Origin of the sequence: Phyllobacterium chamaecytisi (assembly GCF_020164455.1) — a bacterium.
Lineage (GTDB): Bacteria > Pseudomonadota > Alphaproteobacteria > Rhizobiales > Rhizobiaceae > Phyllobacterium > Phyllobacterium chamaecytisi.
Map to the genome: position 1 here is coordinate 335,135 of NZ_JAIQWW010000005.1, position 14,919 is coordinate 350,053.

Annotated in this window: 12 protein-coding genes; 4 read left to right on the forward strand and 8 right to left on the reverse strand. The window is 57.1% G+C overall.

What is annotated here, in order from left to right; all coding sequences use genetic code 11:
- Positions 1-68 precede the first annotated feature (68 nt).
- Positions 69-1,013, forward strand: a complete 945-nt coding sequence (locus LB462_RS10780) for an acetamidase/formamidase family protein (RefSeq protein ID WP_224507684.1) — start codon at positions 69-71, stop codon at positions 1,011-1,013.
- Positions 1,010-2,692 carry an ABC transporter ATP-binding protein gene (locus LB462_RS10785; protein ID WP_224507686.1) on the forward strand — a complete coding sequence of 561 codons (1,683 nt, stop codon included), beginning with the start codon at positions 1,010-1,012 and terminating at the stop codon, positions 2,690-2,692. Before LB462_RS10780 ends, LB462_RS10785 begins: the two co-directional genes overlap by 4 nt.
- Before the next feature lie 197 nt (positions 2,693-2,889).
- On the opposite strand, the gene LB462_RS10790 is transcribed toward LB462_RS10785, so the two are convergent.
- The 7 genes from LB462_RS10790 to LB462_RS10820 all read right to left on the reverse strand — a co-directional run bounded on the left by LB462_RS10790 (position 2,890) and on the right by LB462_RS10820 (position 12,059).
- Positions 2,890-4,749 carry an ABC transporter ATP-binding protein gene (locus LB462_RS10790; RefSeq protein WP_224507688.1) on the reverse strand — a complete coding sequence of 620 codons (1,860 nt, stop codon included), beginning with the start codon at positions 4,747-4,749 and terminating at the stop codon, positions 2,890-2,892.
- Positions 4,750-4,755: 6 nt separating this feature from the next.
- The gene (locus LB462_RS10795; RefSeq protein ID WP_224507690.1) at positions 4,756-6,543 is read right to left on the reverse strand and encodes a gamma-glutamyltransferase family protein; all 1,788 of its coding nucleotides are present in this window, start codon (positions 6,541-6,543) and stop codon (positions 4,756-4,758) included.
- 22 nt (positions 6,544-6,565) lie between these two features.
- On the reverse strand, positions 6,566-7,444 hold the full coding sequence (locus tag LB462_RS10800) for an ABC transporter permease (RefSeq protein WP_224507692.1): 879 nt from the start codon (positions 7,442-7,444) through the stop codon (positions 6,566-6,568).
- Positions 7,441-8,388, reverse strand: coding sequence for an ABC transporter permease (locus LB462_RS10805; RefSeq protein WP_224507694.1), 948 nt, complete (start codon positions 8,386-8,388; stop codon positions 7,441-7,443). The genes LB462_RS10800 and LB462_RS10805 overlap by 4 nt, the downstream gene beginning before the upstream one ends.
- Before the next feature lie 75 nt (positions 8,389-8,463).
- Entirely contained in the window at positions 8,464-9,972 is a 1,509-nt protein-coding gene (locus LB462_RS10810; RefSeq protein WP_224507697.1) for an ABC transporter substrate-binding protein, read from the reverse strand.
- 105 nt (positions 9,973-10,077) lie between these two features.
- Positions 10,078-10,809 carry a FadR/GntR family transcriptional regulator gene (locus LB462_RS10815; protein WP_224507744.1) on the reverse strand — a complete coding sequence of 244 codons (732 nt, stop codon included), beginning with the start codon at positions 10,807-10,809 and terminating at the stop codon, positions 10,078-10,080.
- Between the two features lie 263 nt (positions 10,810-11,072).
- On the reverse strand, positions 11,073-12,059 hold the full coding sequence (locus LB462_RS10820) for an MBL fold metallo-hydrolase (RefSeq protein WP_224507699.1): 987 nt from the start codon (positions 12,057-12,059) through the stop codon (positions 11,073-11,075).
- Positions 12,060-12,107: 48 nt separating this feature from the next.
- Between LB462_RS10820 and LB462_RS10825 the strand changes: the two genes are divergently transcribed.
- On the forward strand, positions 12,108-13,088 hold the full coding sequence (locus LB462_RS10825; protein ID WP_370637108.1) for a LysR family transcriptional regulator: 981 nt from the start codon (positions 12,108-12,110) through the stop codon (positions 13,086-13,088).
- A gap of 173 nt (positions 13,089-13,261) precedes the next feature.
- Positions 13,262-14,602, forward strand: a complete 1,341-nt coding sequence (locus LB462_RS10830) for a carbohydrate porin (protein ID WP_224507703.1) — start codon at positions 13,262-13,264, stop codon at positions 14,600-14,602.
- Positions 14,603-14,759: 157 nt separating this feature from the next.
- Here the strand turns inward: LB462_RS10830 and LB462_RS10835 are convergent.
- The coding region (locus LB462_RS10835) for an ATP-binding protein (protein ID WP_255626561.1) at positions 14,760-14,919 on the reverse strand (160 nt) is incomplete at its 5' end.

Sequence of the window (14,919 nt, forward strand, 5' to 3'; positions counted from 1 at the left end):
CGCCTTCGTGTGATCCCCGGGGCGTAACAAGTCCCGGGGAATGATATTCAATTTTCTGGAGAGCTGCCATGTGCGTTGCCTGCACCCACACCATCCATCGTGCGAGACATCATTTCGGCTGGAATCGCGACTTCGAGCCTGCTCTTGTCGCCAAGGCCGGCGAGACAATCCATTTCGAATGTCTGGACTCCTCCGGTGGACAACTCGGCAAGGGTGCGACGCTTGAAACCCTTTCCAATCTCGACTTCGGCAAGATCAATCCTGTTACGGGCCCAGTCTACGTGGAGGGTGCCAAACCCGGCGATGCGCTGAAGGTCACACTTCGCCGCTTCGTGCCTTCAGGCGTCGGCTGGACGGCTAATATTCCAGGATTCGGCCTGCTTGCGGATCAGTTTGCAGAACCGGCTTTGCATATGTGGACTTATGACCCCGTCGCCATGACACCTTCGCTTTATGGTCCGGGCGGACGCGTTCCCCTGAAGCCCTTTGCCGGCACAATCGGTGTTGCTCCTGCGGAACCGGGATTGCACTCGGTGGTGCCACCGCGGCAGGTCGGTGGCAATATGGATATCCGCGATCTGACGGCGGGCGTAACGCTTTATCTTCCGGTGGAAGTCGAAGGCGCGCTGTTTTCCATTGGCGACACGCATGCGGCGCAGGGCGATGGCGAAGTTTGCGGCACGGCCATCGAAAGCCAGATGGAGGTCGAAGCCACTATCGAACTCGTTAAGGACGCCCGGCTGAAAAGTCCAAGGTTGACGACGACAGAGCCGGTCACCCGCCATCTCGATGGTGCGGGATATGAGGTGACGACAGGTGTTGGGCCTGATCTTATGACAGGCGCCCGCGAAAGCCTGATGCGTATGATCGATCTGCTTGGTGTTGAGCACGGCATGAGCCCGATCGACGCCTATCTGCTCTGCTCGGTCTGCGGCGATCTACGGATCAGCGAAATCGTTGACGCGCCCAACTGGGTGGTTTCGTTCTACTTCCCGAGGATAGTGTTCGCGTGAAACTTGTTACACCAGTATCCGTGCCAGTCCTGTCAGTACGTGATCTGTGTGTGGATGCCCGCACGCCGGAAGGCAGGCGGCATGTTCTTCAGGACGTCAGTTTTGATCTCAATCTCGGCGAGACATTGTGTATTGCCGGAGAATCCGGGTCCGGCAAATCCGTAGCATCCCTGTCGATCATGCAGTTGCTGCCCAAGGCCTCGCTCCAAATCGCCTCGGGCAGCATCAAACTTGCCGACCGCGAATTGACCAACCTTTCAAACCACGCGATGAGGAGCGTACGCGGCGGCGATATAGCCATGGTTTTTCAGGAACCGATGACGTCGCTCAATCCTGTGCTTTCAATCGGAACGCAACTCACCGAAGCGATCCGTGAGCATCAGGCAACCGAAGGTGGCAAGGCTGAAACGATAGCCAGGCAAATGCTCGACGCGGTTCACATCACCGAGCCCGGCCGCCGCCTGACGCAATATCCGCACGAACTCTCCGGTGGCATGCGCCAACGGGTCATGATAGCGATGGCTCTTTCATGCAGACCGAAGGTCCTGATTGCCGACGAGCCGACGACAGCGCTCGATGTCACCGTACAGGCGCAGATTCTCAAACTGATGCGGGAATTGAAGCGGGAATTCGGGGCGTCGATCATCCTGATCACCCATGATATGGGCGTGGTCGCCGAGATGGCTGACCGTGTTGCGATCATGCAGAACGGGCGGATCATTGAACAAGGCAGTGCCTTGACGGTCTTCGAGCGTCCGACGGAGCTCTACACGCGACAGTTGCTTGCCGCCGTCCCTCGCCTTGGTGCCCATGCGGGGACGGACGGACCACCTCGCGTCGGTTCTGAAGTTGCGCGCGGGGAGGTACCAGACCGTTCGCCAGTCCTCCTTGTGCGCAATCTCAACGTTGCTTATGGAAGTCCCACGCGTTGGCTGTTCAAGGGCAAGCCACTTGTTTCCGCTGTTACAGATGTATCATTCGAGCTTCGACCGGGCGAAACGCTCGGCCTTGTTGGTGAAAGCGGCTCGGGCAAATCGACGACCGGCAAGGCCGTGCTCGGCCTGATCCCATTTACGGGTGATGTGGTGATCGATGAAAAGAATATTGGCGGGCTGAGCGCACGCCAGATGCAGCCCATCCGACGCTCGGCGCAGATGATCTTTCAGGACCCTTACGCTTCGCTGGACCCGCGTATGGCTGTGGGCGCTGCGATAGCGGAACCACTGATCATTCACGGTCTCGCCAACAAGGGCGAGCGAGACGATCGTATCGCCGAACTGCTCCGCCGTGTCGGCCTGCAGGCTGACGCCGCCAGCCGCTATCCACACGAGTTTTCCGGCGGTCAGCGCCAGCGCATCTGCATTGCGCGCGCTCTTGCCCTGGAGCCAAAGCTCATCGTTGCAGACGAGAGCGTGGCCGCGCTCGATGTTTCGGTGCGGGCTCGCGTTCTCGATCTGATGCTCGAATTGCAGGAAACGATGGGGTTGGCTTACCTCTTCATCTCGCATGACATGGCCGTGATTGAGCGTATGTCGCATAATGTCGCCGTCATGAGAGCAGGCCGGATAGTCGAGATGGGCACGCGACGCGAGGTTTTCGAATCGCCAAAGGACGAATACACCCGCGCGCTGATGGCTGCCGTTCCCATTCCCGATCCGCGTGCCCGCAAGATAATCTGAATTTACTCTAGAGTGTGTGGACAAATAGGATTGAACGAAGCCGCTTGCGCGGCATTTGGAGCGCAGGATTTGCATGATAGCCGCTGTTTTGAAGAATTGGGTTGTTTTCCCAACTTTCAAAACAGGAGATAACGACGCTATCGTGGCCGGCCTTGAAGCAGACAACTCCGATTAGTTGGCTATCAACTTACTTTTCGTCACCCGACTTGAACGAGGTGTCCATTCGACACCTCACAATATTTGCGGACCGGCGGCAAATAGTCGATTGACCGCACAGGGTTTTTCAGCTCATCGGTCGCAACGTCGCGCTTGATCGCGCGGCGCGCGGGATCGGGCACGGGCACCGCAGCCATCAGCTTTTTCGTGTAGTCGTGCTGGGGATTTTCGAACACCGCGGCACGCGGGCCAATCTCAACGATTTCGCCAAGGTACATCACTGCGACGCGGTGGCTAACGCGCTCGACCACGGCCATATCGTGGGAAATGAACAGGAATGCCAGATTGAAGCTCTGTTGCAGATCGAGCAGCAGATTGACCACCTGCGCCTTGATAGAAACGTCGAGTGCCGACACGGATTCATCCGCAACGATAACCTTTGGATCAAGAGCGAGCGCACGCGCGATGGCGATACGTTGACGTTGGCCACCGGAGAACTCGTGTGGATAGCGTTTCATCATATCCGCGGTCAAACCGACCCGTTCGAGCAGGTCGACGGTTTTGTCCTGCGCTTGTTTCTTGGTTCCAAGCCTGTGGGCAATGAAGGGTTCGGCGATCGTTGCGCCGACACTCATGCGTGGATTGAGGCTGGCGAAAGGGTCCTGGAAGATCATCTGGATGCTCTTGCGCATATTGCGCAGGCTCGCCTGGTCCAGAGTGAGTACATTGTAGCCGTCGAGGTGAACCTCGCCACTGTCGGGTTGCACAAGCCGGGTGATCGAGCGGCCGGTTGTGGATTTTCCGCAGCCGGACTCGCCGACAAGGGACAGGGTTTCGCCCTGAAACAGATCGAAGGAGATGTTTTCCACTGCGTGGATAGCGCCGGACTTGCGCCCGAACAAGCCGGAGCGGATGTCGAAGCGCGTGGTGAGGTTCTTGACTTCAAGGATGGGTGTCTTGCGCTTGTCAACTGTATCGGCGACTTCGGTCGGGACGGTGGATTCGCCGGTGGTAACATCGACGATCGGAAACCGCAGCGGCCAACGGCTGTCCTTCATCGAACCCAATCGTGGCACAGCGGAAAGCAGGGCGCGCGTATACGGGTGTTTGCCGCGATGGAAGATATCGTCGGTCGGGCCGCTCTCGACTGCCTCACCGCGATACATAACGATTGTGCGGTCGGAAATCTCCGCGACCACGCCCATATCATGGGTGATGAAGAGAACGGCCATGCCTTCCTCTTCCTGCAAAACCTTGATCAGATCGAGAATCTGGCCCTGAATTGTCACATCCAGTGCAGTTGTAGGCTCATCGGCAATGAGAAGTTTTGGCCGGCTGGCGAGGGCCATGGCGATCATCACACGCTGGCGCATACCGCCGGAAAACTGGTGCGGATATTCGTCGAAACGCGCTGCCGCGTTGGGGATGCGCACTTTTTCCAGGAGCCGTATCGTCTCGGCACGTGCGTCGGCTTGCGACAGATTGCTGTGGCAGGTCAAAGCTTCCGATATCTGCCGTCCGATAGTGAAAATCGGGTTTAGACTGGTCATCGGTTCCTGAAAGATCATCGACGCGTCATTGCCGCGTACATCGCGCATCTGCTTGTCCGTGAGCGACAGGAGATCCTTGCCGTTCAGCATGATCTTGCCATTAATGCGGCTCGTACCTTTGGCGAGGAGCCGCATGATGGAAAGTGAGGTGACGCTTTTGCCGGAACCGGATTCGCCGACGATGGCAACAGTCTCGCCAGGCATGACGTCAAACGACACGTTGCGCACTACGTTTTTCCAATCACCATCAACGCTGAACGACGTGGTCAGTCCTTCAACTGACAGGACAGGCTTGGGCCTGGCAACGTTGGTAGTATTTTCCGGCACGGTGGCTGCTAAGGTGTTCGGCATCGTCGGCTACCGTCCTACTGCATAGGCTTGCATCAATCTGGGTGTAGCTGCAGCGCGCAATAAGCCGTCTGCATCGCGCTTGGCGGCGGTCATACGCCCCACCGTCCAGGGATCGGCCACAGTGATTTCGTGACCCTTCTGGCGCAGTGCGTCGAGTACGTCCGCTCCGACACCGGCCTCAACGGTGATGTTGCCCGGCTGACTGGTGCGGGGATAGAAGCTGCTGGGAAAATGTGTCGTATGGAACAGCGGCTGGTCGATCGCAGCCTGAAGGTTCATTCCGTGGTGGACATGGCGCAGGAAGAACGGAAGCTGCCATTGATCCTGCTGGTCGCCGCCGGGCGTGCCAAATGCCATGGCTGGTCGGCCCTCAAAGAGCGCAATCGTCGGGGTGAGGGTGGTGCGCGGTCGCTTGCCCGGAGCAAGCGACGTCGGCAGACCCTCGCTCAGCCAAAACATCTGGGCGCGGGAGTTGAGGCAGAAGCCGAGGCCGGGAATAGTGGGCGACGATTGCAACCAGCCGCCGGACGGCGTTACGGACACCATGTTCCCCTCGCGGTCGATGACATCGATATGGACCGTATCGCCCCGCTTTTCCGATAGATGTGCCATCGTCGGCTCGTAGACGGGCCCTTTTGTCGAACCCATGCCACCCAGCATGGCCATTGTCAGATCATATTGTTTTTCGAAGCCCGCGATTCTGCCAGGCCGAAGCTCCATTGAAGCCTCAGCGGATATCAGCTTGCGACGCTCATCGTTGTAAGTGTCGGACAGGAGATGCCGCATCGGAACCTCACAGAAAGCCGGGTCGCCGTAGTAGACTTCCCGGTCGGCATATCCGAGCTTCATGGCTTCTGTCACCGTATGGATGAAGTCGGCGCCGTTCGGATCCATGGACGCGAGATCGAAACCTTTCAGAAGGGCGAGCGACTGCAGGAGTACCGGCCCCTGGCCCCATGGGCCTGTCTTGGCGATGGTCCAGCCGTGATAGTCGTAGGTCTGAGGCTCTTCGACGGTAGCTTTCCAGTTCGCCATGTCATCGGCCTTGAGCACGGCTTTGTGCCGGTTGCCGCTTGCATCCATGACCTCGGCGTTTTTCAGGTAATCGGCAATCTTTTCGGCAACGAAACCGCGATAGAAGGCATTGCGCGCCGCGTCGATCTGGTCTTCGCGATTTTTCCTGGTTTCGGCTTCGGCGATGATGCGCTTCCAGGTTTCGGCAAGGACCGGATTCCTGAAATTGGAATAAGGCTTGGGTGCACTGCCGCCAGGCAACCAGGTTTCAAAGGATGTCGGCCATTCCTTGCGAAAGAACTCGCTCAATCCATTGATGGTGGCCGCCACACGCGGAAGAACGGGGTGACCGTTTGCGGCATAGTAGGTAGCCGGCTCAAGAACATCGCGGACGGAAAGCGTGCCATAGTCGCGAAGCATGAGCATCCAGCCGTCGAATGATCCGGGAATAACAGTGGCCAACAGGCCATCACCGGGGATGAGGTCAAGTCCTTCACCCTTGTAGTGGTCGATCGTAGCACCCGCGGGGGCCGGTCCCTGCGCGCAAATAACCTCGACCTTGTCCTTTTTCTTCGAATAGATGATGGCCGGCATGTCGCCACCGGGACCATTCAAATGTGGTTCGACGATCTGGAGTGCGAAACCTGTTGCAACGGCAGCGTCGAATGCGTTGCCGCCCTTTTCCAGAATGCTCATGCCGACGGCGGAAGCGATCCAGTGCGTTGAGGTGACGACGCCGAATGTCCCCAGGATTTCGGGCCGAGTCGTAAATGCAGTCATAGGACGTTTCCTTTTTGAATATTCATGCTTCACGCGGGTCGAGGGCGTCGCGCAAACCGTCACCAAGAAGATTGAAGCCGATAACGACCAGGAAGATTGCCGCACCCGGCCACATTGCCATCCATGGGGCTTGCGACAGGAAGTTTTTGGCCACGTTGAGCATCGAGCCCCAGCTCGGAGCAGGGGGTTGCTGCCCTAGGCCTAGAAACGACAGGCTGGCCTCGGCGATGATTGCGGTCGCGATTGTCAGGCTTGCCTGAACCAGAAGCGGCGAGAAGACATTTGGCAGGATGTAACGTGTAATGATCTGGTAGTGACCGAGACCGATGGACCGAGCGCCCTCCACATATTCTTCTGTCTTCACGCTGAGGACCTGACCGCGGGTCAAACGCACGAAAAGCGGCATCGCCGACAGACCGATTGCAATCATCGCATTGAACAGGCTTGGCCCAAGAAAGGCAGCGAGCGCGATCGCCATAATGAGAAATGGCATAGCAAGGAAGGCCTCGGTGACGCGGGAAATGATCATATCGACCCACCCACCGAAATAGCCGGATATCAGGCCGAGAGGAACGCCAATGGCCACTGCGATACCGACCGAGAAGACGCCTGCCATCAGCGATGCCCGGGCACCCCAGATCATGCGGGAGAGAATGTCGCGGCCGATGTCATCCGTCCCCAGCCAATGTGCCGCCGATGGCGCCTTGCGGATTGCCGACCAGCTTGTGGCCATGGGATCGGCGATAGGCAGCAGCGGCGCAATGACGGCAAGAGCCACGAAAAAGATAATGATGACCAGCCCCACAACGGCACTTTTGTTGGCCTTGAGCTTTCTCCATGCGCGATTGCCGGAACGCACGTGCTGGGGGGCTATCTGCAGGGTTTGTTGCAGCATCGTCATAGCGCAGCCCTCATTCTGGGATTGAGCAGGACGTAGAGCACATCAGCGACGAGGTTCATCAGGATGAAGCCGATCGCCGTACACAGAACAACGCCCTGGACCACCGCATAATCGCGGTTGAAAACAGCATCGACGATGAGCTTGCCAAAGCCGGGAATGGTGAAAATTTGCTCCGTAAGGACCGCGCCTGCAAGCAGCTCTCCGAAGAGGAGGGCGGTGAGCGTGACGATCGGCAGAAGTGCATTGCGAAAACTGTGTTGCAGAATGACCGCCTGTTCGGAAACGCCCTTGGCTCTCGCCGTGCGAATGTAATCGGAGCGCAACACGCTGAGCATGGATGACCGCGTGTGCCGCATCAGGGTGGCGGCGAGCGCCAGCCCTAGAACGAAGGCAGGCATGATCATCGTTTGCAGGGATCGTACGGGATCGCTGAAAAATGGCTCATAACCCGAGGCAGGAAGCCAGCCAAGTTTAACCGAGACGAGTAGGATGAGCATGATCCCCATCCAGAAATTCGGTACCGATAGACCTGATAGCGCAACGATATTGGCGATGTAGTCGATCCATGTGTTCTTCTTGACGGCCGCCAGGATGCCGATGGGAACGCCGATGGCGAGCGCGAATATCATTGCCATGATCGCAAGCTGGATCGTGACCGGGAGTTTCTCCGCAATCAATGAAAGCACCGGCTGGTTGGTCCGCAGGGAAATGCCGAAATCACCCTGGACCACTGCGCCAACCCAATAGACATACTGATAGACCACTGGATCGTTCAGACGATACTTGTCACGCAGGAATTCGATCACCTGCGGGTCCCGCTCCTCACCCGCCATCGCCAGGATTGGATCGCCTGGCAGAAGCTTTTGCAGGGAAAAAGCGAAGATCGATATGATGATCAGCGTCGGTATGGCGAGCAACAGCCGCTTTCCGATGTAAGTGTACATGGCTTGCAATCCTGACGTGTTGATCGGCATTCAAGCGAGGCTGCAAGACGCTGCAGCCTCGCGGTACCGATTTGACTAGCCGCTCTTCTTCACGCCCTGCAGGCGGATCATTCCGTCCGGGTAGGGCACAAAGCCTGTTACGCCCTTCTTAAACGCCCAGATGTAGGACTGATGGCCGAGATAAATGACCGGCATATCGTCATTCAAAATCTTCGCCGCCGCGTCGTACTTTTGCTTGCGCACCGCATTGTCAGTCGATTTGCGGGCATCATTGAGAAGAGCGTCCACTTCCGGATTGCAATATTTTACATCGTTGATGCCGCCCTTGCAGGTGACGAACTGATGCAGGTTGCCGTCCGGATCGACACGGCCGGACCAGTCGGAACGGCTGAGCTGGTAGTTGCCTGCAGTCTGCTCCGACAATAGCGTAGCGAATTCCGTTGCCTTCAGCGTGACATTGAAACCGGCTTCCGCGACCATCGACTGGATAATCTGCATCATCTGCATCGCAACAGGGTTGTTCGGTACCTGAAGCTCGATGTCGAGTTTTTCGTGCCCGGCTTCCTTCATCAAGGCCTTGGCTTTTTCAACATCGCGAGCCGGCACAGGTATATCCTTGTCGAACCAGGGGCTGTTAGGAGCATAGGGCTGGTTGCCGGCAACGGACGTGCCTTCGTATACGACCTGGTTGACGGCCTCGCGGTCGATAGCGAGCGAAAATGCTTGCCGCAGCCTTTTGTCCTTGCCGAAGGGATTATCCGCACGCGGACCATTGGCGATATTGGCGTAAAGAGCCATGTAGCCGATGTTGATCGTATCGGCATAACTCAGGCTGGAATCGCTCTTGACCGCATCCAGATCACTCGCGGCCAGCCGTTCCAGCATGTCGAGGTCGCCAGACTGCAGGTTCGCGAGGCGAACTGTCGTATCGGGAATCGGCAGGAAAGTGACCTTGTCGATGAAGATATTGGCGGCGTTCCAGTATTGCGGGAACTTCTCGAGGACGATGCGATCCTGCTGGACGCGTTCGACGAACTTGAACGGCCCGGAACATATCGGCTTGTTGCCGAAATTCGCACCCATTTCCGCGGCGGCTTTTGGCGAAACCATCATGCCGGCGCGATCGGAAAGCTGGGCGAGAAGCGTCACGTCCGGACTGTTCAGAGTGAACCTGACCTGATAATCACCGATCGCCTCGACCGTCTTGACGGAGGTGAGTTCGCTCTTGCGGCGGGATTCCGGCAGTGTTTTCGAACGTTCGATATTGGCAACGACAGCTGCCGCGTTGAACGGCGTGCCGTCATGGAATGTCACGCCCTGGCGAAGGTCCATGACAAGTTCCGTGCCGTCTTCCGACCATTTCCAGTCGGTCGCAAGTTGCGGCACGATATCGAGCTTCTGGTTGACATCGACGAGCTTGTCGCACAGCGCCGTGTATACGATGCGGCCAACGAAGGTTCGTGACTGAGCCGGGTCAAGGACATCGGCATCATCCTGGAGACCGATTTTCAACTCGGTAGCAAAGGCTGGAAACGCCAAAATCGCTCCCACCACAAGCGTCGCAATAAATCTTGCCGTTTTCATACGTTAAACTCCTCATTGTGAGCGGTTGCATGCGCTCGTTTGTTCCACATTGAATGCCGATTATTTTATCGGTCTTTTGGTGACGGCGCCGTTGAAAGCGCGTTCCTATGATGCGTCGCTCAGAACACCCTTTCCCGCGGTGTCCATTGACGTCTGACGGATCAACCGTTCTTGCAGCATCAGAAGATGCTGACGCATGGCTTCGCCCGCTTTTGCTGGATCATGGGCAGCGATTGCATCGATGAGCGTTGCGTGTTGAGCGTGAGAGACCGACAGGGTGTCGTTGGCGCTGCGCGCTTTTTCGCGAATAAGCCGCCAGGCCTCGTCCTGGCGAACTCTGTTGATCACATCGAAGATCGTCAGAAAGAACTGGTTACCGGCACTCTGGGCGATTTGCCGATGCAGGGCGCCGTCCCACAACTCACGCGAATCGGAGTCGTCGCTTTCGCGTATCTTCAGCGCGAGTTCCCGCATGCGGGTTATCTCATCCTTCTTGGCGCGCATTGCTGCAAGTTGTGCCAGCTGCGGCTCTATCCTGAGGCGGACCTCCATGATCTCCATGAAATTGGTACCGGCAACGATAGTTTCGACGTGATCGGCCCAGTCATCCTGCTCGCGACCGGCATAGGTGCCTGAGCCTTGGCGACGCCAGATTCGACCCTCGGCTGCCAATACTTCCAGCGCACGCCGTATAGAACGGCGGCTCACTCTGAACATAAGCGCCAGCGCCCGTTCGGTGGGCAATTTTCCATCACTATCGAGTTGATCAGACGCCAAGAGACCGCGCAGGCGCTCGAGCGCATAGTTTGAATTTTCCTGGGACTGATTAGTTGCCATGTGGGTAATGGTTCGAACCAATTGCGACATTGGTTCAGTCGAAGTTATTTTTAGAACTTCGTCAAGGTGTTTTTTGAGCATATTTGATTTTGCTCAATTTCTGTGCAGTCGAGCTTTCCGGTGAGCGGCGCATAGCTCGGCGCTTCTTGCGCCTTTGCATCTGCTGCGATCGCCGCGCCCGCGGCAGTCAGACCCATGCGCCCAGAAAGCGCCGTCGATCGATTGTCGTTTGAGTCACGAGAAAACCTCCAGTTCGATTCTGGTCAAAACTGCCAGCCCGCCGGGACCCAGGCGTAACCCATGTCGGTCTTGAGCATTCGTCCCAGCCCTGGAAACGGGTAATGAAACCCGAGAACAAGGACCTTATCGGTCGCGGCCATATCGAATATGCGGCGGCGCGACGCGAGCGCGGTATCCTTGTCTCTATCAGGTCCGGGTCGCCATGGATGGTCGATGTTGACGACTGGGTGATAGGCAAGGTCCGCAGTGAGAAGCAGTTGGTCGTTACCTGAGTGGAGCAGGAAAGTTGCCATGCCAGGCGTATGCCCGGGCGCAGCTATCGTAGTGAGGCCCGGCACGATTTCCACGCCTGCCTCGTAGAGCTCAATGTCCTTGGCGATCGGCTCGACACTACGTTTGATCGCCGCTGCAAACCGGTCGCGAAAGTCCCGCGCAACCGGCATGTAGGAGAGATCGGGATCGTTGCGCACAAAAAAATCCCAATCTGCGCGGGGTGCATAGACGACAGCATTGGGAAATGCTTTTTTGCCTTCGGAATTGCGCAGATTGCCGACGTGATCAGGGTGCGTGTGGGACACCACGATCGTGTCGATATCGCCTGCACCGAGACCGACTGCGGCGAGATTGTCGAACACACGCCCCGCATTCGGTCCCATCGTAGTGCCGGCTCCCGCCTCAAGCAGTATTCGCCTACCGCCGACTTCAAGTAGCAGCGTGTTGAGTTGTAGGCTCATGTGATCGGTGGGCAGGAAAGCGCGACGAAGGACCTCCTGCAACTCGGCTTCCGGAGCATCGTTGGCATAGACCGTCGGTGGACCGCCAATCAGGCCATCGCTCAAAACTGTCGCCTTAATCTGCCCGACCTGGAATCGATAATATCCGATATTCCCGGCTTCCGAGCTCTGCACTTGCGCATTGCCTGCTCCGGCTGAACCTCCCAGCAGGAGAGCGGACGTTCCAGCAACCGCTGAAACCATGACCGTTCGTCGGTTCAATGTGAGTCGATCCATTGCTTTTCCTTTCAGTCGACAATCCGCATGTGCGGTTGAGGTATTTAGATGACCTCAAATCACTGCGCTGATAAGACGAGCAAATCTACTCAGCTTGATAAGGTAGGCTTCGCAATGGATCAATTTCGTTTGGATAGCCTGGATGTTTTCGCGGCGATCGTCAGATGCGGCGGATTCAGGGCGGCCGCCCTGGAGCGAGGTGTTTCATCATCGGCACTCAGCCAAACAATTAACGCTTTGGAAGAGGCGCTCGGCATCCGCCTGCTCAACAGGACAACAAGAAGCGTTGCGCCGACGGAGGCGGGAGTGCGTCTCCTGCAGCGCCTCGGTCCAGCTTTGACGGACATCCGTCTCGCAGTCGATGACCTTAACCAGTTGAAGGAAAATCCGTCCGGCACCCTTCGCATCAATGCGCCGGGCCCCGCAATCGATCACCTGCTCTGTCCGGCAATGTTCACCTTTATGGACACATACCCAGACATCAAGGTCGAACTTGTCAGCGACGCAGCGGTCATCGACATCGTCGAGCGGGGCTTTGACGCGGGCGTTCGGTTCGGAAGGCAACTGGCACAAGATATGATTGCAGTACCGCTGGGACCATCGCTTCGATACGCGATCGTGGCGTCGCCGGATTATATTGCAAAGCATGGCCTGCCTCTGACCCCCAACGATCTCACTGGCCACAACTGCATTCGCCGACGATTTCCCGGCGGCACACTGGTATCCTGGAAATTTGAAAACGGCGGAGAAGCGCTGGATGTCTTGCCGGAGGGGCGATTCACGGTGAGTTCAGCACACAACGAACTGCAGGCCGCTGTCGCCGGATGCGGATTGGCCCATGTCTTCGAGGACTACGCCACACCCTACCTAACGAACGGCCGGTTGACGGAGGTTCTGAAGGACTGGAGCCCCCTTTTGCCAAGCTGGTATCTTTATTACCCGAGCAAAAGACACTCCAGCGCCGCCATGCGAGCATTGGTGAGTTTCTTGCGCTCCTACGATTGGAAGGCGCCCCGGATGCCGGCTTGATTGAACTGTCATGACCTGACCTACGCCTGAGTATTCCGCGTTAACCTGACATCGCCGCTGCGAATGCTAGCGCTAGTGACCCTGGGATGATTTACGGTATTTAGGAATGAGGTGGCGCTGCCGTCGATATCAGACGGAAAGACAAGTCAATCGCGCACTGCACTGGAAAGGGTATGATGATTAGAAACCGCGCTCTTGTCCCAATTGTACTTGCGATGATCCTACCAGGAACTGAGGCAAAGGCGGCCGAGGAGGCTCCCCCGTCCTATTCGGAAACCACGCTCACGGGTGACTGGAACGATTATCGAAGTTGGCTCCGCGATAAGGGCGTCATCTTCACAATAACTCAAACCAGCGATTGGCTCGGTAACGTATCGGGCGGTGTGCGGACGGGGACAGCCTATGACGGCGTTTTCCAGTTGCAAGGCGATTTCGATATGGATCGGCTGACGGGCTGGACTGGCGGCAAGATCCATATCTCGGGATATGCAATCCAAGGCGAAGGTCTGTCGAAGCGCGATCTCGGTAACCTGTTGACCGTGACATCGGTCGAAGCCGACAGCAGTGTCAGGCTAGGTGAATTCTACATCGCTCAGAGCCTGATGAAAGATTCCGTTACGCTTAAGATCGGGCAAATTCTGGCAGACCAGAATTTTGCGATCAGCAACACAGCAGGTCTTTTTGTGAACTCCACGTTCGGCTTTCCCGGCCTTTTTGCTGTCGACCTCCCCGAAGGAGGTCCAGCTTATCCCTTCGCCGCGCCGGGCGGACAAGTCATTGTAAAGCCCGACGATGCATGGACACTCCAGGCTGCAGTTTTCAACGGCCGTCCGACAACCGATGCCAACGGGTTGGGTGTTTCGCTTGGCGATGGAGTTCTCGCCATTGCCGAGGCATCCTATGCTTATACGCCCGCCAAGGGTGATCCCGGCCTACCCGGCACATACAAGATTGGCATGTGGTATAATTCGGAAACGTTCGACAGTCTCTCCACCGCCTCGAACGGCATTTCACTCGCTAGCCCTGTGGCGAGCGGCAGCCCAATGCGACTCTCAGGAAATTATGCGATCTACGCTGTTGCTGACCAAACGCTCTGGCAGGAGCCCGGCAACAGTGACAATGGTCTCAACGGATTTGTCCGCGTTGCGATCGCACCCGAGCAAGATCGTAACAGCATCTACTGGTACGTCGATATGGGTATGACTTACAAAGGGCTTTTGCCGGGACGTAACAACGATACCGCAGGGATCGGCTTCGCCTACGCGAACATCGGCAACGGCGTGTCGAATCTAGCCAAAGCGGACATTGCGTTCAGCGGCATGTCGCAGCCCATTCCGGATTACGAGGCTGTGATTGAAGTCACATACCAGACGCAAGTTACGCAGTGGCTGGCTGTGCAGCCATTCTTCCAATATATCATTCATCCGGGCGGCAATGCGGCCGATCCTAACAATCCTGGCTCGGCGATTGGGAATGCTGCCGTCTTCGGGCTGCGAACTGCCGTCACTTTCTAAAACTCCGATCTGGGGCGGTATTGCAGTCAGTTCCATCTGACCCTCCCTTCCTGGCGAAAGGTGCACAGCGATCCCCAGATGAACGATAAATCAAATTTTCGCCGCAAGTGCATGTCGTCGTCAACGATCAAGACGATCGGCATTGTGAGTTCGGCCATCATCCGACCTCCCTGTTGAATGGAATGGTGAATTCGAATGTGGTGCCTGATCCCGGTTCGGAACTTGCACTGATGCTCCCGCCGTGCGCGGTCAAAATCGAACGACATATTGACAAGCCCATGCCCATTCCGTCCGGCTTCGTCGTATAAAAGGGGCTA

Coding starts and splice junctions, on each gene's coding strand:
- LB462_RS10780 (WP_224507684.1), top strand. CDS start 69: ATGTGCGTTGCCTGCACCCACACCATCCATCGTGCGAGACATCATTTC.
- LB462_RS10790 (WP_224507688.1), bottom strand. CDS start 4,749: ATGCCGAACACCTTAGCAGCCACCGTGCCGGAAAATACTACCAACGTT.
- LB462_RS10795 (WP_224507690.1), bottom strand. CDS start 6,543: ATGACTGCATTTACGACTCGGCCCGAAATCCTGGGGACATTCGGCGTC.
- LB462_RS10800 (WP_224507692.1), bottom strand. CDS start 7,444: ATGACGATGCTGCAACAAACCCTGCAGATAGCCCCCCAGCACGTGCGT.
- LB462_RS10805 (WP_224507694.1), bottom strand. CDS start 8,388: ATGTACACTTACATCGGAAAGCGGCTGTTGCTCGCCATACCGACGCTG.
- LB462_RS10810 (WP_224507697.1), bottom strand. CDS start 9,972: ATGAAAACGGCAAGATTTATTGCGACGCTTGTGGTGGGAGCGATTTTG.
- LB462_RS10815 (WP_224507744.1), bottom strand. CDS start 10,809: ATGGCAACTAATCAGTCCCAGGAAAATTCAAACTATGCGCTCGAGCGC.
- LB462_RS10820 (WP_224507699.1), bottom strand. CDS start 12,059: ATGGATCGACTCACATTGAACCGACGAACGGTCATGGTTTCAGCGGTT.
- LB462_RS10825 (WP_370637108.1), top strand. CDS start 12,108: ATGACCTCAAATCACTGCGCTGATAAGACGAGCAAATCTACTCAGCTT.
- LB462_RS10830 (WP_224507703.1), top strand. CDS start 13,262: ATGATGATTAGAAACCGCGCTCTTGTCCCAATTGTACTTGCGATGATC.